Origin of the sequence: Paenochrobactrum gallinarii (genome assembly GCF_014205685.1) — a bacterium.
Classification (GTDB): Bacteria; Pseudomonadota; Alphaproteobacteria; order Rhizobiales; family Rhizobiaceae; genus Paenochrobactrum; species Paenochrobactrum gallinarii.
In genome coordinates this window covers 281124-302327 of record NZ_JACIIU010000001.1, presented here as the reverse complement: position 1 = coordinate 302327, position 21204 = coordinate 281124, and the positions used below count along the sequence as shown (strand labels likewise).

Sequence of the window (21204 nt, the reverse complement as noted above, 5' to 3'; positions counted from 1 at the left end):
CTTGGATAAAATGCTGCCTTTGGAGAGGGGGGACAATGATCATAATCAATGGCCACTAATATATTTTAACCGGCCATGTAAAGTCTGCGGGACTTCATTCGTTGGCCAAGAAAAAAAGCGAAGCCGCTGGCCTCGCTTTTAAAATTATCAGGACGCGTTTTGTTGACGCGTATCTTTTTTGGCCTGCGCAACACTGGCAGCTTTTTTCTGGCGGCCACGCTCCATCGGGTTGATGAGGTTTTGCGCACGGATGGAAGCCGTGTTTTTTACGCCCTTATGAGCATGGCGGGTGTTGAAAGGCACTTTGCTGTCTGCGGCTGCTTTTTTGAGCTCTAATGCATGTTCGGCATTGGCAACAAGCTCAAGATGAGCGGCCATTTGCTGTCGGCGTTGGTTTTCTGCATTCAGGCGGCTCATGGCCATGGCGAGAACGCGAACTTTCAAACGTGAACCGTCATCTGCTGTCGAGGCCGTTGCCCCCCGCGGGCTGCTGCGCCCTTTCATTTCACGACGGCGCTGGTTGGCTGCTCCTTTTGCTTTTTCCCGGCGCTCACGCATCAGTTTAATCAAAGATTTAAGCTCGGCATCAGAAAGGTCTTGAAGCTCCGGATGACGAGATTTTGTAACAAGCTCAAGCTCATCTTTATTCAGGGCACGATCTTCATCTTTACGGGTAATGGCCATTATTAAATTCCTTTCCGTTCAGTTGATGCACGCTTCAATTTATCACTTTTATTAATGATAAATCTATTGAATATAATTTATTCAATGAGCAATTATATACTTCAAGCTAAAAAATTGATTTTGTTTCATTTAATGAAATAGATGACTGCGGCAGAATTATGCATGCCGCGTTTTTTTGATGAAAAACTGTGCCTGCACATGGATGGGAAAGGGAACTGACATGATTACGGAAAAAGATCATCAATTTCTTCAGCGCTGTGTGGAGCTGGCAAAGGCTGCGGTTGATGCGGGCGACGAGCCATTTGGCTCTGTGCTGGTTTCATCGGAAGGTAAAATTCTGTTTGAAGATCACAATCATGTGGCAGCCGGAGATCACACTCAGCATCCTGAATTTGCGATTGCGCGCTGGGCAGGGCAAAACATGACTTTGGCAGAACGTCAGGGTGCAACAGTTTATACATCAGGCGAACATTGCCCGATGTGTGCCGCGGCGCATGGCTGGGCACAGCTTGGCCGGATTGTTTATGCCAGTTCCACTGAGCAATTGGTCGTCTGGCTGTCCGAACTTGGCGTGAAGGCAGGAAAAGTGAAGCCATTACGTATAACTGATGTAATCAGCGATACTGTAGTTGAAGGGCCGGTTGAGCCTTTTGCCAGTCAGGTGCGCGAATTGCATATTCGCTTTCATAGCGCAAAATGAGGTGTTGATTTAATTTTAAAGCGCCCCGAAAGGGGCGCTTTGGAGGTGGCCGATCAAGGGACATCATCTGGGCGGACGATGCCGCCTTCGCTTTCAAGCGTTGACAGGCGCTTTGTTTCAGAGGCGGTGAATTTCAGGCGTACACCGACGCCGCGTGTGTCTTCAGGGATGAAGACTGCACCTAAATTTTCCAGTGTTTCTTGCAGCTTTTCAATCGTGGCATCATCGGGGGTGTCCAATTGGCGTTCAAAATGCTCGATGATTTTGGTATCCACACCGGAAACAGATGCTAATCTGTCGCGCGAGATTTCTGTTAAGGCGCGTGCTGCACGGCAAAGCGGGCCGGTTATCATTGGGATCTCCTTCCGGTTATTGAAATGATTCATGTCTGTTATTGTAATGATTGAAAACCGGCTTGGTTCCGCCTTTTTTATAATCTTGCTAGGGCTGCGTGTAATTTCAAGCTATTATTGCGCTTACATCGCGAAATAGTCATTGCTGTGCTGGAGTTTTGATGATCCGAATTATTTTAATTGCACTTGGCTTGATCATCTGTGCGTGCAGCATTTTTTACTTTTATTATTTGAGCAATTTTTGGTGCAATGCAGGCATTTTTGAATGTCTGGAATTCACTTCTGACTGGGCGGTGATTGTATTTTATATTCCCACTGCCATCGGACTATTACTGATCTGGGTTGGCTATATGGCAGGTAAACAAACTTAAAATGCGCCAAAAATTGCAGCTGTCTGGTTAAGAATAAAGCGTGTGCGTGATTCAATAGTGCCGGTGGGAACCTCGATCAATTCATAGCTAAGATCAGTATAGGTTCTAACCATGGCTTGATAGGTGCTGACCGCCACATCAAAATTTTGCTTACGTTCGGCATCCTGAACATAAATTTCTTGCCACGGCGGAAGAATGAAAACCTTACGATTATATCTGTAGTGCTCTGCGGCTCTCAAAATATGCTGAGGGATCGTCAGTCCAGATAAGTGCAGGTAACCGATAATATCGGGAACGCCCCGATCAAAGAAAACGGGCAGCTCGTCTTTTTCTGCCATATGCCATGATCGCATTTCCCAACCTAGCATTTGCTAGGCAAAGCCGCTCGGATCGAGCCATGGATGAAATGGGCCATTGATCAGGTTTTGAGATTGGATAATTCCTCTGCCGGCCTCATCGGAACATTGAAACCCTTCTTTCTTGAGGTTCTCTAAAAGACTGGTTTTTCCGGCTCCGGGGCCACCGGTCAGAATGATGAATTGATCTGAGATGTGGTTCATGAAAAATCTATTTTTGTTGGGTTATGCAATGCCCGCGGCTTAAATTCCACGTTTGGTAAAGTGCGTTAAGCTCTTTGGCTGAGTGTATTTCCACGAGAGGAAGTCTGGATGCCTGCAATAGTTTGGCGTATTTTTTGTCGCTGTCTTTGGTTTTGAATATGATCCAATCGATCATGCTCCGTTTGACGCTATCATGCGCGCCTTGCAAGTGTCCTGCACGATCAGCATTATTAATGAGTGTGCGCTTGAAATAACGGTAAAGCCGCAACCAGCGGTTTGATGTTAGCAGTATGGCGCCAGTTGCCCGCTCCATACGTTGTGGCATCAACTGGCTGTAATTGCCTTCCATCACCCATTTATCTGCTAAAATAGCTTGATCATGCAGGGCTCTGAACTCTTCATCGGGGCGCTTTTGCCAATTTGTGTTGGGCAGGTGATGATATTGGTCAAGATGGATTGCAGGCGCATTAACTTTCTGTGCGATGCTGACAGCTAAAGTTGATTTACCAGCGTTGGAGGGGCCGATAATGACAATTCGCTCCCCTAAAGACTTTAAAGGCAGCATAATACACCATGTAAAATATGCGGTTACATATAGGGCGATTGCGAAAGACAGGGGGAATATAAAGACAAAGGATTACAATCCGATGTGTAAGTAATAGTTTCCGGCAGAGCCGGTTGATTGTCAATGTCTTAGATAAGCTTGGTGGGTGCGACAGGGATCGAACCTGTGACCCGCTGATTAAGAGTCAGCTGCTCTACCAACTGAGCTACGCACCCACTCATCAAGGCCGCAGCCTCAAGAAGTGATCGGTTCTATAAACACATGTTTTTAGCCTGTCTACCCTCAGCTTTCATTTTTTTGCATTTTTTGACAGATGATTGATATTTTTTTGAAAACTAAGCGTGCATCTGTCTCAAAACTGCCTGTTGGGATGACATTTTTAATAAAATAGATATCGTAACTGCTGAAAAATATTTTAAAGCCAGCTTATAACAGTCATGCAGCGCTTGTGAGTCTTAAACTATTTAAAGTTTATTTTCTAAGCTGCTTGTAAGGGTTTATGCAGAATGCCATATAAAACCGTCTGCAGAAAAAACAGGCGTGATTTGCGATATAAATCGCTCAGGTTTTTAAACTTTGGTGCTTATATAGCGAATGTTGAATGATTCTCAGCCCGAGCATCGGGTGATTTTTGTGTTTGTGTCAGGTAAACGTGATATTTGTCTGATAGTGCACTCAAAGCACGCGTTTGGGCTGTATGCATTGAGGGCTGTATGGAAAGCATTATTGGCGATCTGGGAAATTTTATCTCTGCGCACAAAGAATGGGCGGGGCCTATCGTCGGGATTATCTCGTTTGGTGAATCACTGGCCATTATTGGTATGTTTTTCCCCGCAACAGCAATCATGCTGTTAATAGGTGGCCTGATCGGCACAGGCGTGATCGATCCTATTCCTGTTATCATCGGTGCAATTGTCGGCGCGGTTTTAGGCGATATTATTTCGTATTTTCTCGGCTGGTGGGTCGGCCGCAGCATCATTCATAAATGGCCGTTGAATAAGCATCGTAGCGGTGTAGCCCGCGCGCGTTTGCTCTTCCGCCGTTATGGTTTCTGGGCAGTGTTTTTAGGTCGCTTCTTTGGTCCGGTGCGCTGCACTGTGCCGCTTGTTGCAGGCATTATGTCAATGGATCAGAAGCGCTTTCAGGCAGCCAATATTTTATCGGCTGTAGTATGGGCGCCGGCAATGTTCTTGCCGGGCTGGCTGGCTGCACGCAGCGCCGGAGTCTTGTCGCATATGAATGGCAGCTCAATGATCTGGCTGACCGTTATTATTACAGTTGTCACCACAGTTTTTTCTGTTTTTGCAGTCAAAAATTTCAAGAACCAGCCACGTAGTGAGCGCAAACGTGGTTTGCGCAAATCTACGCCTGAAAAGACCGGCTCTGAATAAGTGAAGTCATTTTCATGGTCAGGTCTTGATTGTGACAGGCCGACTATTCATAATACGAACTCCGGCAATAGTGCCGGAGCCTATGGAAAATCAGTTGCAGCAACAGCGGTGATAACCGTTTTCTGCTTCTTTTAAGGAAGATAAGTACTTAAATTTGCTGTTTTTCCTGAAATTTTAAGGTGTGTTACGCTTTATGCCAGACGATAGTTCTGACGAATCTTTACCGCGAAGTAGGCAGGTTGCATTTGATGTTAACCTGCGCATTTCTCCTTTAAAATTGAGTTTCCTTGGAAGCGGGCAGGCATTATTATGGTTGCCGGCTGTTTTGCGTGCGTGGTTTTCACCGCAGCAATGCGCGGATAATGCTGCGTATTATTCAAGTCAATTGTCTCACGTGCCGGCGCAAAGCATCCGGTACTCTTCCCCTCGTAACCGCTACGGCAGGATTTAACAGCCATGGAATGGATTGCAGACCCAAACGCATGGCTGGGGCTTACGACCCTTATTTTGCTGGAAATTGTACTTGGTATTGATAATCTGGTGTTTATCGCCATTCTGGCTGATAAATTACCGCCGCATCAGCGCAATCGTGCCCGCTTGCTGGGCTTGTCGCTTGCATTGCTAATGCGTCTAGTGCTGCTTGCTTCAATTTCCTGGATTGTGACGCTGAAACAGCCTCTGTTCAGCGCGATTGGTTTCTCCTTCTCCGGCCGTGATCTGATCATGGCGCTGGGTGGTGCTTTCTTGCTGGCCAAGGGCACGATGGAGCTGCATGAGCGGCTTGAAGGCGGAAACAAACATGAGAGCGGCCGCATTGGTCATGCCGTGTTTTGGCAGGTCATTGCGCAGATTGTTGTGCTGGATGCCGTTTTCTCGCTCGATAGTGTGATTACCGCAGTTGGTATGGTCGAGCATCTCTCGGTGATGATCATTGCCGTTATTATCGCGATGGGGGTGATGATGGTTGCATCGCGCCCGCTGATGGATTTTGTCAATCGCCATCCGACAGTGGTTATCCTCTGTCTCGGTTTCTTGCTGATGATTGGTTTTAGCTTAGTAATCGAAGGCTTTGGCTATCATATTCCGAAAGGCTATCTCTATGCAGCTATCGGCTTCTCGGTACTGATCGAAGCTGCTAACCAGATGGCACGTCACAACCGTGAAAAACTGGTTACGACCAATGACTTGCGTGAGCGTACTGCCGGAGCGGTGTTGCGTTTGCTGGGTGGTGGCCGTGGCGATGATGCCTTGTCCGAAACCGTGGATGTGATTGCCCAACATACGGCGGCAAGTGATGTTTTCCGTCCGGAAGAAAAGGAAATGATCCGCGGGGTGTTGGATTTGGGTGAGCGTCCTGTGCGCTCAATCATGTCACCGCGCAATGAAATTGAATGGCTTGATCTGGATCAGGACGAGGCAAAAATCCTTATGCAGATCAAGAATCTTAATCATTCACGCGTGGTTGTAGCCCATGGTTTCATTGATGAATTTCAGGGGGTGGCACTGGTCAAAGATCTGTTGATTGATTTGAGTGAAAACGGAATAATCAATTGGGAAAAACACATCAAACAGCCATTGGTCGTACATGAAAATGCCAATGTTTTGCGGGTGATGGAGCAATTGCGTGCATCACCGGTTCAGATGGCATTGATTGTGGATGAGCATGGTTCGTTTGAAGGTGTGGCGACACCAGCCGATATTCTGGAAGCTATTGCGGGTGAATTTCCTGATGAGGATGAAACAAGCTCGATGAGCCGTCTTGAAGATGGCAGTGGCTGGCTGGCAGATGGTTTCAGCGATATTCGTCGTTTAAGCGGTGTTGTTGGTCGTGATCTGGTGGATGAAGATGATCGTTACACCACATTGGCAGGTTATCTGATCTGGCATCTGGGACATCTGCCGCAAGGTGGCGAGAAAATCACAGCTGATAATTTACTGTTTGAAATTGTCAGCATGGACGGACGCCATGTCGGCAAGGTGCGCATCACACCGGTTGCTTCAGAATACGAATAATTGAAGCCTTTGATTTTCCGGCTTTTTTTGTAAAACCACTGTTATGAAATCGATAAAATTAGTGGGGTTATTGACAAAAAGCCGGAAAACTATGATGATTAAGAACTTGTTAACCTGCGGCAGATGCTTCTAATAGCGGGCAAAAACCGCAGGTTCGCTCTTAATTACTCATGAGTTTTGAGGGGATTCATGCGTCCTTTATCGTCGTTTTTTCATGAAGCTTTGGGCTTGCAGGCATTGCAGAACAGTGCTGTGATGCGCGCAATTGCCCGCCTGAAAGCCAGTGCAGAAGAAGTTGAACGACGAAAGCAACGCCGTGAAAATCCAAGTGAAGAACATATGCTTTGGTGCTGGAAGCACCGCGGCATCTGGTGACTATTCAATCACCGCTTCAAATGTCACGCATGATGAGCCATCTGTTGGCTCGACGCCATATTGGTAGTCTGCTGAGCGTTTGATATGTTGAAAGCCTGCCTGTCTGAGCAGCAGTTCAAACTCATAAACACCCCACCAGCGCAGGCTGAAAAGCTCCAGTTCCGTTTTGAGCAGTTCGCCTTTGTGCCAGTGTTCATAGCGCAATTGTGAAACAGTTTTCTGTGCGAAATAATCAATTGAATAAGGCGTTTCGCTTAGAACCAACAGATCGTCACCAACCTGCCAGTGGCGCACACGCGGTTTTTCTTCCTCATCAAGACGCGGATAAATATCGACAATCAGTTTGCCACCAGGTTTGAGGGATGAGGCAAAATTCTGCACGGCGCGCTCAATCTCTGCTGTGTCTGTCATTAACTGAAAAGAACCGGCCGGAATGATGAGTGCAGAATATTGGCGCTTTGCCTGATAGTTATCATAGGCGGCTTTGCTCAAATCCGCTTTGAGATTGCGTTTTTCCAGTGCTTGTTCGCATAAATCAAGCATATCTTGTGACAGATCATAGCCATCAACTTGAATACCGGCTTCCAGCAGTGGAATAAGAATGCGGCCGTTGCCGGCGGCTGGTTCCAGCACCGGGCCATCAATATCTTTCAGGCAGTCACGGTAAAATTCGACATCACCAAATGATTTGCCGATTGGCTTATCAACTTCATAGACCCATGAGGCGAGGCGGCCATAAAGATTATTCATATTTTCACTCAGATATTATAATGAGCCGCGATCGGCTCTGAATTTTTCTTTGAGACGCTTTAAATCGTCCGTGTTCCAATCTTGCAGATCAAGCACTTCCCGCCAACCATCAATGTAATGTTCTCCGGCATAAACATGACCGTAGCTCATGGGGGTTGTGGTTGCCATAGCAAGGTCAAGCGCCAGTTGCAGGAAAGTGACAACCGGATACCAGCGAAATTCCGGCGAAACATCCGGCCCGCGCGGATCGTCCATCCATGTCGGCTTGCTATAGAGCGACGAATATTCAAAAAATACAATCGGATCGCTGGCATATTGCAAGTAAACGGTGCGGATTGGCCCCCAAGGTGCCGCAGCGTGGTCAAGCGCATCTTTTTGCGCAGTAAAGCGCACATAGGAACCATCCCCCACAACCGGCAGCCATGACGGGCTGTCGGGATTGCGGGCTTCTGTCATCGCGTGCCAGACACTGCTTGGAAATGGCGGACCGGCCAATAGCGAGCCTTGATAAGGGTCGCCAATCACTTCAAACAATTCTGCCGAACGTTCGGAGCTTAATGCGCCAAGGCTCAAACCATAAAGATAGAGTTTCGGGCGTTTGTCTTTAGGCAGTTTTGTCCAATGGCCATAAACTTCACGGAATAAAGCGCGTGCGGTTTTACTGCCATAATCGGGCTCAAATAACAGCGACAGCCAGCTCGCCAGATAAGAATATTGGACGGCAACACTGGCGACATCACCATTGAGCAAATATTCAGCCGGATCCATTGCTTCGGCATCCACCCAGCCGGTGCCGGTCGGGGTGACAACCACCAGTGAGGAGCGTTCAAAGCCGCCTGCGCGAATGAGCTCTTTTAAGGCAAGTTTAGCGCGTTCATCGACCGTGTCAGCAGCATTCAGGCCAACATAAACGCGGATAGGCTCCAGTGCCGGCTGATGGCGGAAAGCGCTGATATCTTCTTGCGTTGGCGCATTGGCGATATATTCGCGCCCCTCACGGCCAAGATCGCGCCAAGCTACAAGCGATGCTTTGCTGCCGGTTTTAAGCGGATCAAGCGGTTGGGCGGTATCCGGTTCCATCATCTCATCAAGTGCGCGGAAGGAGGAGTCGGCCAAATGCAGGGCGCCGCGGAATAAGATACCTTCGCCCGCACTCCAAAAGATGGTGACAGCGATGAAACCGCCAAGCAGATAAGCCATAGGTTTTGGCGCAAAGCGCTGTGCGTTGCGTGAGGAAATATGCATTACCCATTTAAATAAACGTGCAATGCCGATTAAAAATGTGAAGCTGATCGAGGCGATAATCGCGACATAAAACGGATGTGCTGTTTCCACCGGTTCTAGCTGCATTAAAGCACGGATCGAATTTTGCCATTCGGCGGTGCGCCATAGAAAAATAATCAGTACGGGTATACAGAAAGAACTGCCGGTGATTTTCAAGAAACGGCGGACTTTCGGTTGGAAGCGTGGCAATTCCAGCTTGATCCAGAGGGCTGTAAAAAATACGCCCAGACCATAACCGGCAGCAAGTGTTACACCTGACAGCAGACCTTGCATGACATAGGTGCGCGGCAACAGGCTCGGGGTTAGCGAAGCGGCAAAAAACAGGGTGCCGATTAGCAGCCCGATTGCATTAAACGAGTTCCAGAGTCTTAAGAGCCAATGGCGCATCGCACACCCCTTGTTGCATTTGGTCTTATTGACAGCACTTAAAGCCGAAACGACAATGCATATAATAAAGAACAGGAGCGGTGCTTAGTGCGTGTTTGCCAAGCGTAATCTGCTCTGTTTTGTCATCACAAACGTGAATTGACATGAAAAAGCAGCGCTTGCAATGGGGTAGGGCTGATGTGTTGGATTATTATTATCAGATAATATGATGGTGTCCGGCAGTTTGTTTTATCCGCCGGACAGCACAAGTTTTAACCGGCACGCAATTGCTGTTCTGGTTGCGCATTATGAAGGCCTGCCGCCAGAATGGCACCTTCCGGCCAATGATGAAAACCACTGGCGGGATTGATGTGGCCGGAAAAACCCAGATCAATAAAACCGGTACCCCACAGTTTTGACAGGGCTTGTGCCTTATTGAAGCTCATATATTCGTCATTGCGGCTCGCTACCACGATGGACGGAAAGCTTAGCTGCTCACGCGGCAATGGCGCAAAACTTGCAAAACGAGCATCCTTTTTTGCCATGGTTTCTGCGTCAGCGGGTGCCACCAGCAGCGCACCTGCCACATGAGAGGCAGCAGGGCGGCCGCTCAAATGGCTGACCAGAATGCAGCCCAAACTATGGGCAACAAGCACAGCGCCCGGATTTTCAACCAGTTTTGCTTCCAGCTTGTAAAGCCATTCGGAGAGAACCGGATAATGCCAGTCATCCTGCTCGACAATTTGTGCGTTATCATCATCTTCAAGCCATTGGCGCTGCCAGTGACCTGCTTCAGATCCCTTGAAACCGGGAATAATTAAAGTAGCCGACATGTCTTAACCCTCTGGATGAAAAATACACAGCCAAAAATATTGGTTGTTGAATTATGATTTCATTCTAGGGGGATTTGCTGGGGTAAATAAGGATTATAAAACTAATAATTGGTAAAATAATTAAATTATATTCTATTGAGCCGTATATTAAAGGTGTTTTGAATATACGGCTCGAAAGAAGGTGGTTTAATGATCGTGTTTTTCAGGTGTTTGTGTTTTGTAGTAGCTTTTGGAAAATTGTGATTTCTCAAATACCAGTACGACAATAAGTGACAAGCCAAAGGGAATGAGCAGATAAAGCAGGCGGAAGACGATTAAGGCGGCCAGCACATCGGCGGGATCCATATCTGGTAGGCCGGTCATGAAAACGAGCTCCAGCACGCCGAGGCCGCCCGGTGCATGGGAAATCAGAGCTGCAGAAAAAGACACCAGAAAAATACCAAGCACGATCAAAAAGCCCGGATTTCCAGCCTCAGGAAGTGCGAAATAAATGATACCAGCCGCGCCGATGAGTTCGACAGGTGCTACAATTAATTGCTGGGCAACAACGCTTAAACGCGGATATTCAAGGCGGAACTTGCCGATTTTGAGCGGGCGCAGTTGCAGCCAGCTGCCAAAAACATAAAGAAGCACAAAAGCCAGCATAACAATGGCGATGCCGACGGCCAGATGTGGCGGAAGATCTTCACTAAAACGTTGCAGAATATGCGGCTCCAGCAGCAAGACGATGCTGGATGTCATGATGACGCCGAGAATAAATGTGAAGGAGCAAAAGGCAATCAGAACTGCGATTTCGCTGCCCGGCAGACCTTGTGAGGAATAAGCGCGATAACGCACCACTGCACCCGATATAACCGAAGCGCCGATATTGTGGGAGAGGGCATAAGTGGTGAAAGAACAAAGGGCGATGAAAATCCACGAAATTTTGCGATGCAGATGTAAAAGCGCGATACGATCGTAACCGGCCAGCGAACTATAAGCGACAAGCGCTGAAGCCGCAGCCAGAACCCAGTGATGAACGCGGATGGCATAGAGACTGTCTATGACATCATCCAGCGAAATACTGCGCAATTCTTTATAAAGCAGCCATGCAGATACAACGACAGCAATGAGACCGATGACCGGCCATATATAGTCTTTAAATTTCATGCCCTGCTCGCCAATTTCATAACAATCATCTATTTCCCCTCCCGAACATAAATTCTTAAATTGTGGCGGGGCTGAGGATTAATTCAGCCCCGCGGATATCAAATCAGGATGCAATAGCAGCCTGATCCTGTTCAGCCTTTTTCTGACGCTTAATCGACCAGTCACCCAAGAACAGCAGAATTGGTGCTGCAATGAAGATGGAAGAACTGGTTGCGATAAAGATACCAAACAGCATTGGCAGGGCGAAGTTTTCGACAGCACTGCCGCCCCAAATTGCCATTGGAGCCATTGCGAGGAAGGTGGTCATCGAGGTGTAAACACAACGGACAAGCACCTGATTGATACTCATATCAATGATTTCACGCAGTGGTTTGGATTTGTAGAGGCGCATATTCTCGCGCATACGGTCATATACCACCACCTTATCGTTGACGGAGTATCCGATGGAGGTGAGGAGGGCAGCAATGGCTGTAAGGTTGAAATCAAGTTGCATCAGCGCAAAGAAGCCGACGAGCTTGGTGGTATCCAGCACCAGAGTGGTAATCGCACCCACAGCAAAATACCATTCGAAACGCCACCAAATATAGAAAAGCATCGCGATGGCTGCCAGAACAACCGCAATGATACCGGAGCGTGCCAGTTCGCCGGAGACTTTTGGCCCCACAACTTCTGTACGTTCGATTTTCACATCCGGATAAAGCGTCTGAACCGCTTCACGCATTTTGGCAACGGCTACTGACTGAGCTTCTTCGCCGCCATCCTGACGCTGCAGGCGGATCAGTACATTGTTTGGGCTGCCGGCTGTTTGCAGCGCGACTTCACCGAGTTTCAAATCGGTGAGCGTTGAGCGCAATTGTGCCAGATCGGCAGGCTGCGAGGTAATTATTTCCGCTTGAATGCCGCCCTTAAAGTCGATGCCGTAATTCAAACCCGGTGCAATAAACAAGCCGATCGAGGTAAGCGACAGTACAATAGAAACACCAATGCCGAAGAAGCGAGCCTTCATGAATTTGAAGTTCGTGTTTTCAGGTACGAAAGTAATAACTGGCTGGATATTCAGCACTTTGATTTTACGGCGGCGAACAACCCATTCCATGATGACACGTACGATGGTGATCGCGGTGAACATGGAAATGGCAATGCCCAGCATCATAGTGACTGCGAAGCCGCGTACGGGCCCCGTGCCGAACATAAATAGCAGGATAGTGGCAATCAAAGTGGTGACGTTGGCATCCACAATGGTGGAATAGGCAATTTTGAAGCCCTTATCGAGAGCGGCCATCGCTCCCATACCCTTACGGGTTTCTTCGCGAATGCGTTCGTTAATCAGAATATTAGCGTCAACGGCGATACCAATACCCAGAATAATACCGGCAATACCCGGCAAGGTCAGCGTTGCACCAAGAAGGCTGAGTGCTGAAAGGGTCAAGATAGTGTGCAGAATGAGTGCCACATTGGCAATCAGCCCCCATACACCATAAAGAGCGATAATCAGGACGGCAACGAGCAAGAAGCCGGCAATACCCGTGTAGAGACCCATTTTAATGGCATCGCCGCCAAGATCAGGGCCAACGGTGCGTTCTTCAATCACGGTGAGAGGTGCAGGCAACGCACCGGCACGCAGAAGTGCAGACAGAACCACGGATTCTTCAACCGTGAAATTACCGCTGATCTGGCCTGAGCCACCGGTGATCGGCTCGCGGATAACCGGCGCACTTAAAACTTTACCGTCAAGCACGATGGCAAAAGGACGATTAACGTTTTTTGTGGTGATTTCGGCGAATTGTCGTGCGCCCAGAGAATCGAACCGGAATGAGACAATTGGTTCATTGGTGCGCTGGTCAAAACCGGCGCGGGCATCAGTCAGACGCTCACCGCTGAGTGCAACCTGATCCTCGATCGGATATTGCATGCCGTCTTTTGCATCAGGGAGGATGGAAACGCCCGGAGGCGGCGTGTCATTAACCGGAGCATCAGCGACCATATGGAAAGTCATTTTTGCGGTGGAGCCAAGCAACTGGCGCAAATGTGCCGGATCTTGCAAGCCTGGAAGCTGAACCACAATGCGGTCAGCGCCAACACGCTGGATGGAAGGCTCGGCAACGCCGACCTGATCCACACGCTGGCGAATGATTTCAAGGCTCTGTTGCAGTGCGGCATCCAGACGATACTGGAAGCCTGCCTCCGTCATATTAAGGCGGATCTGGTTGTCTGACTGAACAACTTCGATATCGTTGATCGCAGCACCAAAGCTGTTGGAGTTAACCTGAGTAATCAGCGTACGCAGTGCTGTGTCTGCCTTTTGGCGGGTATCTGCATCAGGGATAACCACCACTACAGAATCACCGGCAATGCGGATGGACTGTGGCTGGATACGTTCTGAACGCAGTTTTGAACGCGCATCATCAAGCATGGAACGCAGACGGTCTTTTTTCAAACCTGCTGCATCAACTTCCAACACAAGATAGGAGCCGCCGCGAAGGTCAAGACCAAGTGTGACTTGTCTTTTAGGGAACCAGCTTGGCATTGCATCAAGCTGTTGCTGGGTAAAGAAGTTAGGCAATGCAATAATAAGCCCGATCAGGACGATCAGACTATAAAAGGCAATGGCCCATTTGGATGTGCGCATAGTTTTTATCCGGATAGGGCTGTCAGCCTGAACGGTTCAGGATAACAGCTTATGGGTGGCTGCAAGCTTGAATGAATGACAATTGTCAGAAAAACGTGTCAGGCTTGCTTGAACGGTTAGTACAGAAGAATAATTACCGCGCGAAAAACGGTGGAGCGCGTGCGCCTGTAGAGGCTACGGGCAGAGCAATTAGTTTTTCTGTAAAATAGATGATTTGCAGGCCGGAGAAATAATCGGCGGCAAAATCATGAAGAACAGCACCAAGAAACGGGTCAGCATGATCAAAGCGCTGGGGCTTGAATTTATTCTGATAAAGTTCGGCAACAGAAGAGCGTGATGGCAGATTGGCCGGTGCAGACTGATGCCGCCCGTTGGCTGTTATCCGCAAATCCGTTTGACTGATTGCATCAAGCTGGAGGATTGTCTGGCTTTGAACATCAGAAGAAGCGTTGAATTGTGCGATCAGAAACAGCGTCAGAAATGAAACCAGAATCGAAAAAAGCATGATGAAATCATGTGCTTGTTTATTCAATCTATGTTTCACATGCTTTGCCAAAAGTTGGGGCCTGTGCTGTTTGCGTTACAATTTGAAGCTCTCTAAGTGCGCCTATGGATAACACATAGAAATCCGATTGAGAATCCTCATTAACCAACTGTGTGCGTGCCCACAAGGAAAATACAACCATTATCTTAACCCATGGGCAAAATTAGCCTATGCTTGCGTTGGATTTTCAATATAAGCAAATTATGTTTTTTGATTGAAAAGATATGTATTTTGCCAAATGATGCTGCTTTATAAAAGCATCAATACAATGCCTATTGCTGATGATTGTAAAAGGGTAATACGAGTGAGAAAATTGAACCGGTTATTTATGCCAAAGCTTCTCGTTTTATCTTTTATCTGGCTTATAGCGGCTCTGTCTGCGCCGGTTTTAGCCGAAACTGTGGCGGATGAAAAACGCCCTGTTATCAATGAGTTGAAGCAATCTGTTGCCCAGCTGGAAGCGAGGCTGGAACAAAACCTTACCAATGATGAGGAACTTGCCGGTATCAAGCTGAAGCTTGATGAAATCTCCCGTAAGTTACTGGATGCCGGGGTCTCATTTCGTCCGAGACTGACCGAAATTAATTCGCGCCTTGAACAATTGGGCTCGCCACCGGCAGAAGGGCAACCAAGCGAAGCTGAGGTGGTAACCGAAGAGCGCGCGCGTCTTACCAATGAAAAAGCACAAATCAATGCGGTGCTGGGGGAAACGGAAGATGCGTCCCTTCAGGTTAATCGTTTAAGCAATAAAGTGATCACGATCCGGCGTGATCTTTTCACCGGTACTTTGTCTCAGCGTGTGCAGATTGATTATTCACTGGGCAATAATGTGACAACGGCTGCCAGTGATCAGCTGACAGCATTGGGCAGGATCGTCCGCTCATGGTGGCGTTTTGTTGTATCTTTCAAGCTCAATTCTTTTTTGGCGGCCACTTTCTTTGCGCTTGTAGCAGCGGTTCTTTTGGAGTTGGGGGCGCGTTACTTCCTCGGCACGATTTATCAACGCGACCCTGAGGTCGAAAGCCCATCTTATTTAAGCCGTCTGTCGGTAGCTTTCTGGTCGACACTCATTCCATCTGCCGCATTGGGCGTTTTCTTCGCTACTACTTATTTCTTGCTTGATTATTTTAATGTGCTTCGCAGCGATATAGCGCTGATTTTGCGGTCAGTTTTTAGTTCAGCCGGCTTGGTTTATTTTATTTATCGCATGTCAAAAGCGGTGATCAGCCATGATATGCCGGCATGGCGGTTGATGCCGATTGCGCCGCGCTCAGGCAAAGTCTTGCTGGTGCTGGCAACAACGGCTGCTTTGGTCAACGGGTTGGATTATGTATTCAGCACAGTTAATCAGGTTTTATCTTCGCCGTTGTCGCTGACCGTTGCCAAGAGTTTGTTATCCTCGCTGCTGATCGGTGCGCTGATTATTTTTATTGCCTTGCTAAAGCCAATCCAGAGTGAAGACGACGGCGAAGTGCATAGCTGGCCGAAACTGGCAAAAATTCTGCTTGTTACGCTGGGTGCTATTCTTGTTGTCAGCGCATTGTGTGGTTATATCGGATTTGCCCGTTTTGCATCTCAGCAGTTCATGGTGAGTGGTGCGTTCTTAATCATGATGTATCTGGGCTTTTTGACGGCGCGTGCCATCATTGAAGAAGGGGCATTTAAGTCAACCAAAATTGGCCACGGGCTGCAAAACAAGTTTAATCTTGACGATAGTTCGATGGATCAGGCCGGATTGATTGTTGGCATTATGATCAATCTGATGGTGTTGCTCATCGGTCTGCCACTGATCCTGATGCAGTTTGGTTTCCAGTGGAGCGAGTTGAAAGATACGTTCTTCCGCCTGATGACCGGTTTCAGCATTGGTGACTTTTCCATTTCGCTAACGGGTATTCTCACCGGCATTATCTTATTTTTGGTGGTTTACTTCTTTACCCGCTGGTTCCAGCGCTGGCTTGACACGACCGTGATGGTGCGTGGCCGTGTTGATGTCGGGGTGCGTAATTCCATCCGCACAGTGATTGGCTATATCGGGCTTTGCTTAGCGGCATTGGTTGGTATTTCGGCTGCCGGTTTCAATCTTTCCAATCTGGCGCTTATAGCTGGCGGTCTTTCGCTTGGTATCGGTTTTGGCTTACAAAATATTGTTCAGAATTTTGTTTCCGGTCTGATTTTGCTGGCAGAACGTCCGTTTAAAGTGGGCGACTGGGTGGAGGCCGGAACAGTTAGCGGTACGGTTAAAAAGATCAGTGTGCGTGCCACAGAAGTGGAAACCTTCCAGCGCCAGTCGATTATTGTGCCAAATTCGACTTTAATTAATGGCAATGTCGGCAACTGGACACATCATAACAAGCTTGGCCGTATCGAGATTAACTTCCAGATTCCGATGATGGATGAGCCGCGCCGCGTTCACGCATTGTTGTTGGATGTGGTGCGTTCCAATCCGTCGGTGTTGAAAAATCCGGCGCCTTATGTGGCGCTGACGACGGTGACGCATTGGCAGCTTACTTTTGATATGTATGCGTTTTTAGCTGATATTACGAGTACCGTCGATATCAGAAACGAGTTGCGCTTTACTGCCATTGAGCGTTTACATAAGCTTAATAAAGAAATTGAAATGGAAAAAGCCGCAGCAGCCGAAGCTCAAGCTGAGGCAGAAGAAAATGCTGTGGTTCAGAAAGATGCTGACATCTGATCAGGTATGTATCAATTTGTTCAGGTAACATTCAGCTTGAGTGTTCTATAGAGTTAGCATTACTAGAGTAGACAGGGTGCAGCAAAAGCGGCGCCTGATCCAAAAAGGGGCGATGGCGACATCGAAGCAAAATGATCAAATTCGGTAAAGTCATTGGGGTGACTGTTGCGCTTTCTGGAGCATTGATTGCTTACGCGGCGGCTGCGACTGTGACCAACAGTGACGGATCAGCCCAGACCATTGTTGTGACCGAAGGTGCATCGAAGCAAGAGCTGGTCATTGCACCCGGTGATACTGTTAGCTTTTGCCCTTCAGGCTGTTTCGTAACGATGCCAAATGGTGACCGTGAAGCGCTGAGTGGCGGTGAAGCCGTGACGATCAGCGGTGGTCAGGCAAAGATTAAATAATTTTACAAGTGTCACCTTTATTGTTGGCGTGAAGCAGAATTAAGCCCGCAAGCATGAATGCTTGCGGGCTTTTCATGTTTAAATGAAAAATATTTCTTCTATGAGGCAACCAAGAGCCTGTTTCTTCGTTAATGAGAGTATTTCACTTTTTAAATGCTACAACGGAGACGTAAAAGAATGAAAATCTCGCGCTTTGCCCCGATAGCTATTGTTCTTGTCGCTTTTACATTGGTTGCATGTGCCAACACTGTGCGCGGTGTGGGGCGTGACGTGAAGGGAACCGCTCAAGCGGTTGAAGATACCGTCAGAAACTAATAGTTTCGTTTATATTAAATCGGCATGTAAAATGGCAAAAACCGCGCTATCCGAAGATGCACGGCCTTGCCAACAAACGCATGGCTCTCACCGACCAATACACTGGTGAGAAATACTATAGGCTCCGGTACGCAATACCTTATCCGGAGCATCGAGGCGGTTTGTTGCCGTCTCGATAATCTTTTTAGCAGGACATTCTTACCGGATGGTTATCAGAAGCTTAAGTAAGTCTAAAGATTGCACTTTTTTGGCTGTTATTTTGGCTGAAAAGCCTCTGTTTGTTAAAGAGTGGTAAATATCAAGTGTCACTTATGTGAAGAATTGAGTGTTTGATTCTGAGATGCGTTTAACAATTCTTTGGACGCACATTTGTTTGGCCTCTATGCAGAGCGTGCCGATTGCGATAGGTCACAATCATGACACGCGCGATAATGTTTCAAGGTACTGGTTCTGATGTTGGCAAAACGGTTCTTGTGGCCGGTCTTTGTCGTGTGATGCGCAATCGCGGGCTTAAAGTGCGCCCGTTCAAGCCGCAAAATATGTCCAATAATGCAGCCGTTACCGATGATGGCGGCGAAATAGGCCGTGGACAATGGTTGCAGGCACTGGCTTGTGGTGTGCCGACCAGTGTTCATATGAACCCTGTATTATTAAAGCCGCAGTCTGAGACCGGCAGCCAGATCATTGTGCAAGGGAAAGTGCGAGGGCAAGCCAAGGGGCGTGACTATCAGCGTTTGAAACCACAATTTATGGATGCCGTAATGCAGTCATGGCAGCATATTTGTGATGGTGCTGATATTGTGCTGGTGGAAGGTGCCGGCTCTCCGGCTGAGATTAATTTACGTAAAAACGATATCGCCAATATGGGCTTTGCCACTAAGGCCGGCGTGCCGGTTGTGCTGGTGGGGGATATTGACCGCGGCGGTGTGATTGCTTCGCTGGTGGGTACGCATACGATTTTGCCCGAGCAGGACCGCGCTATGATTGCCGGTTTTCTGATTAATAAGTTTCGTGGTGATGTGACGCTTTTTGATGATGGTTTGCGCTCCGTCACCGAATTTACCGGCTGGCCGTCTTTTGGTGTGGTGCCATGGTTGAAGGCGGTGGCACGTTTGCCTGCCGAAGACTCAGTCGGGTTGGAACGCATGGCGGGTATTCAAACGAAAGCGTTGAAAATTGCGGTGCCGATGCTGGATCGAATCGCTAATTTTGATGATCTTGATCCTTTAAAAGCCGAGCCGGATGTTGAAGTGGTGATGGTGCGGGCAGGTGAGCCAATACCTGCCGATGCAGGGCTGATTATTGTGCCTGGCACCAAGTCTACCATTGGTGACTTAAAGCGTTTGCGTGAAAATGGCTGGGACGCTCAGATCCACGATCATGTGAAGCGCGGCGGCCATGTGATTGGCATTTGCGGCGGCTATCAAATGCTGGGGCAAAACATCAGTGATCCGGAACATATTGACGGCGATACGACTGATGCTGAAGGTTTAGGGCTGCTGCAAATAGAAACCGTTATGAAGGCTGAAAAAACACTTGGCCAGGTGCAGGGCACAGCGGTGGCCTATGGTGTGCCGGTTGATGGTTATGAAATTCACTGCGGTGTGAGCCATGGGCCTGATTGTGCTCGCCCATTTGCCTTGGTGGACGGACGTTCTGATGGGGCGGTTTCAGCTGATGGCCGCATTTTTGGTACTTATTTACACGGGCTTTTTGCCTCCGATAGTTTCAGGGCAAAACTGCTGGCTGAGCTTGGTGTGCATGGCGTTGGTTTTAATTATCGTGCCAGCGTTGACGATGCCCTGAACGAGCTTGCAGAAAATCTTGAGCAATTTATCGATGTGGATGCCTTATTGCAGTTAAGTTTGCCGGTCAAAATTTAAACCTTCATCCACAATCTGCGAAGCCTTAAGTTGATTGACGATCGCAGGCGTACAGCATAATGTCAGCTTATTGCATCAGGTTTTCATCATGATAAATTGATGAACGAAGAGGGAATGCGTGAAATGCTTGTATAAGCATTTTGATAGCAGCCGACCCCGCGACTGTAGAGCGGTGAGGGATGTTGCCAAGCTGGTTTTTTAGCGAAACCGGCGGCCACTGGGAAACCGGGAAGGCGGCTTCATCTTCACGACCCGCGAGCCAGGAGACCTGCCTGTTTGCAAAGGGCATATTGCCTGCACCTAAGGGGAGGTTTTCCCTGCTGCCTGCACGGAGGTTGTCATGGCTGCACACACAAATAATAGCGCATCGGATGTGCTTTCCACACCGCTTGCTGCCCGTTTGGGCACTGCACTTGTTGCGTTAATTCTTGGCGTTTTCTTAATCTATGGTGTTGGATTGGCTCATTCTGACATGTTGCATGATTCTGCTCATGATATGCGCCACTCTTATGGGTTCCCTTGTCACTAAGTTGCCGCTCGGAATTTTGAGGGGTTAATTCATTTTGGTTGATGAAGTGATGCTCACGCAAGCGTGAGTTTATTTCACTATGGGGGAACTATGTATATTCGTTATTTACTGGCAGTTTTAGCAGCTGGTCTGATTGCAGGCCTGCTGATGACGCCCGCTATGTATATCAAGACAGTGCCGCTGATTTTGCAGGCTGAAACCTATGAAGACGCATCCGGCGGCCATGATCATGGTGAGGCGTCAGAAGCGGCTGCACCACATAGCCATGGTGATGCTGAGGATGAAGTAGAAGGCGCTGAACTGCCTTTCGGACGTCTTGGCAATACAATTCTGGCAAATTTAGTTGCTTGCGGCGGCTTTGCGCTGGCTTTGGGCGGCACGGCTTTATTGCTGGGACGTCGTGTGACCAAGCAAAACGGCATTTATTGGGGACTTGCCGGTTTTTTTGCGGTGTCATTTCTGCCGTCTCTAGGGCTTTCACCGGAATTGCCAGCCATGCCGGCAGCCGATCTGGCAGAGCGTCAGCTTTGGTGGGTTGTGACTGTTATTCTATCGGCAATCGGCCTTTATCTTCTCGTGTTGCGCGCTGAAATCTGGGCGAAGATTTTAGGTCTTGTCGCTATTGTTGCACCGCATCTTTATGGTGCACCACATCCGGAAGATATTTCTTCACCGATCCCGTCACTGCTGGCATCGCAATATGCAGTGGCAACCACAGCCACGAATTTATTCATGTGGGTGGTGATTGGTCTGGCGCTTGGCTGGCTGGTGCAGACCTACGCATCCGCAGAAATCGAGGCTTGATAAG

At 48.3% G+C, this 21204-nt stretch carries 20 protein-coding genes, 1 tRNA gene, 1 pseudogene and 1 riboswitch; of the genes and pseudogenes, 11 read left to right on the top strand and 11 right to left on the bottom strand.

Annotated elements, in window-relative coordinates; all coding sequences use genetic code 11:
- Positions 1-147: 147 nt before the first annotated feature.
- On the bottom strand, positions 148-684 hold the full coding sequence (locus tag FHS77_RS01450; RefSeq protein ID WP_184218915.1) for a hypothetical protein: 537 nt from the start codon (positions 682-684) through the stop codon (positions 148-150).
- Positions 685-904: 220 nt separating this feature from the next.
- Here FHS77_RS01450 and FHS77_RS01445 point away from each other — a divergent pair, with 220 nt between their 5' ends.
- A complete protein-coding gene (locus FHS77_RS01445) occupies positions 905-1384 on the top strand; it encodes a nucleoside deaminase (protein ID WP_184218912.1) in 480 nt (159 codons plus the stop codon).
- 53 nt (positions 1385-1437) lie between these two features.
- On the opposite strand, the gene FHS77_RS01440 is transcribed toward FHS77_RS01445, so the two are convergent.
- Positions 1438-1737, bottom strand: coding sequence for a helix-turn-helix domain-containing protein (locus FHS77_RS01440; RefSeq protein WP_184218909.1), 300 nt, complete (start codon positions 1735-1737; stop codon positions 1438-1440).
- Positions 1738-1898: 161 nt separating this feature from the next.
- Between FHS77_RS01440 and FHS77_RS01435 the strand changes: the two genes are divergently transcribed.
- Entirely contained in the window at positions 1899-2108 is a 210-nt protein-coding gene (locus FHS77_RS01435; protein WP_184218906.1) for a hypothetical protein, read from the top strand.
- On the opposite strand, the pseudogene FHS77_RS01430 reads toward FHS77_RS01435, so the two are convergent.
- The 3 genes and pseudogenes from FHS77_RS01430 to FHS77_RS01420 all read right to left on the bottom strand — a co-directional run bounded on the left by FHS77_RS01430 (position 2105) and on the right by FHS77_RS01420 (position 3448).
- A pseudogene (locus FHS77_RS01430) lies at positions 2105-2668 on the bottom strand (AAA family ATPase). The gene FHS77_RS01435 and the pseudogene FHS77_RS01430 sit on opposite strands and share 4 nt — an antisense overlap.
- A gap of 7 nt (positions 2669-2675) precedes the next feature.
- On the bottom strand, positions 2676-3233 hold the full coding sequence (locus FHS77_RS01425; RefSeq protein ID WP_184218903.1) for a P-loop NTPase family protein: 558 nt from the start codon (positions 3231-3233) through the stop codon (positions 2676-2678).
- A 139-nt stretch (positions 3234-3372) separates the two neighbouring features.
- Positions 3373-3448: transfer RNA gene (locus FHS77_RS01420), tRNA-Lys, on the bottom strand.
- Between the two features lie 498 nt (positions 3449-3946).
- Here FHS77_RS01420 and FHS77_RS01415 point away from each other — a divergent pair.
- The 3 genes from FHS77_RS01415 (at position 3947) to FHS77_RS01405 (ending at position 7012) form a co-directional block, all read left to right on the top strand.
- Positions 3947-4624, top strand: coding sequence for a DedA family protein (locus FHS77_RS01415; RefSeq protein WP_184218899.1), 678 nt, complete (start codon positions 3947-3949; stop codon positions 4622-4624).
- 456 nt (positions 4625-5080) lie between these two features.
- The gene (locus FHS77_RS01410; RefSeq protein ID WP_184218897.1) at positions 5081-6637 is read left to right on the top strand and encodes a TerC family protein; all 1557 of its coding nucleotides are present in this window, start codon (positions 5081-5083) and stop codon (positions 6635-6637) included.
- Positions 6638-6826: 189 nt separating this feature from the next.
- Positions 6827-7012 (top strand): hypothetical protein, encoded by a 186-nt coding sequence (locus tag FHS77_RS01405; protein WP_184218894.1) that lies wholly within the window; start codon positions 6827-6829, stop codon positions 7010-7012.
- On the opposite strand, the gene FHS77_RS01400 is transcribed toward FHS77_RS01405, so the two are convergent.
- The 6 genes from FHS77_RS01400 to FHS77_RS01375 form a co-directional block, all read right to left on the bottom strand.
- Entirely contained in the window at positions 7013-7762 is a 750-nt protein-coding gene (locus tag FHS77_RS01400; RefSeq protein ID WP_184218891.1) for a class I SAM-dependent methyltransferase, read from the bottom strand. It abuts the gene before it with no gap.
- A gap of 15 nt (positions 7763-7777) precedes the next feature.
- Entirely contained in the window at positions 7778-9433 is a 1656-nt protein-coding gene (locus tag FHS77_RS01395; protein WP_184218888.1) for an alpha/beta hydrolase, read from the bottom strand.
- Positions 9434-9684: 251 nt separating this feature from the next.
- Entirely contained in the window at positions 9685-10245 is a 561-nt protein-coding gene (locus tag FHS77_RS01390; protein WP_184218885.1) for an alpha/beta hydrolase, read from the bottom strand.
- A 186-nt stretch (positions 10246-10431) separates the two neighbouring features.
- Positions 10432-11394 (bottom strand): lysylphosphatidylglycerol synthase domain-containing protein, encoded by a 963-nt coding sequence (locus tag FHS77_RS01385; protein ID WP_184218882.1) that lies wholly within the window; start codon positions 11392-11394, stop codon positions 10432-10434.
- A gap of 103 nt (positions 11395-11497) precedes the next feature.
- Positions 11498-14023 (bottom strand): protein translocase subunit SecD, encoded by a 2526-nt coding sequence (secD, locus tag FHS77_RS01380; RefSeq protein ID WP_184218879.1) that lies wholly within the window; start codon positions 14021-14023, stop codon positions 11498-11500.
- Between the two features lie 133 nt (positions 14024-14156).
- Positions 14157-14528: a hypothetical protein gene (locus tag FHS77_RS01375; protein ID WP_184218876.1), complete on the bottom strand. Its 372-nt coding sequence runs from the start codon at positions 14526-14528 to the stop codon at positions 14157-14159.
- A gap of 367 nt (positions 14529-14895) precedes the next feature.
- On the opposite strand from FHS77_RS01375, the gene FHS77_RS01370 reads away from it, so the two are divergent.
- From FHS77_RS01370 to FHS77_RS01345, 6 genes are all read left to right on the top strand, one after another.
- On the top strand, positions 14896-17262 hold the full coding sequence (locus tag FHS77_RS01370) for a mechanosensitive ion channel domain-containing protein (protein WP_246431190.1): 2367 nt from the start codon (positions 14896-14898) through the stop codon (positions 17260-17262).
- Positions 17263-17393: 131 nt separating this feature from the next.
- Positions 17394-17669, top strand: a complete 276-nt coding sequence (locus FHS77_RS01365; protein WP_184218870.1) for a hypothetical protein — start codon at positions 17394-17396, stop codon at positions 17667-17669.
- 177 nt (positions 17670-17846) lie between these two features.
- The gene (locus tag FHS77_RS01360; RefSeq protein WP_184218867.1) at positions 17847-17984 is read left to right on the top strand and encodes an entericidin EcnAB; all 138 of its coding nucleotides are present in this window, start codon (positions 17847-17849) and stop codon (positions 17982-17984) included.
- 416 nt (positions 17985-18400) lie between these two features.
- A complete protein-coding gene (locus tag FHS77_RS01355; RefSeq protein WP_184218865.1) occupies positions 18401-19867 on the top strand; it encodes a cobyric acid synthase in 1467 nt (488 codons plus the stop codon).
- Positions 19868-19927: 60 nt separating this feature from the next.
- A riboswitch (cobalamin riboswitch) is annotated at positions 19928-20157 on the top strand.
- A 50-nt stretch (positions 20158-20207) separates the two neighbouring features.
- Complete coding sequence (locus FHS77_RS01350; protein ID WP_184218864.1) at positions 20208-20396, top strand: CbtB domain-containing protein; 189 nt, start codon at positions 20208-20210, stop codon at positions 20394-20396.
- A 90-nt stretch (positions 20397-20486) separates the two neighbouring features.
- Complete coding sequence (locus FHS77_RS01345; RefSeq protein ID WP_184218862.1) at positions 20487-21200, top strand: CbtA family protein; 714 nt, start codon at positions 20487-20489, stop codon at positions 21198-21200.
- The last annotated feature ends 4 nt before the right edge of the window (positions 21201-21204 follow it).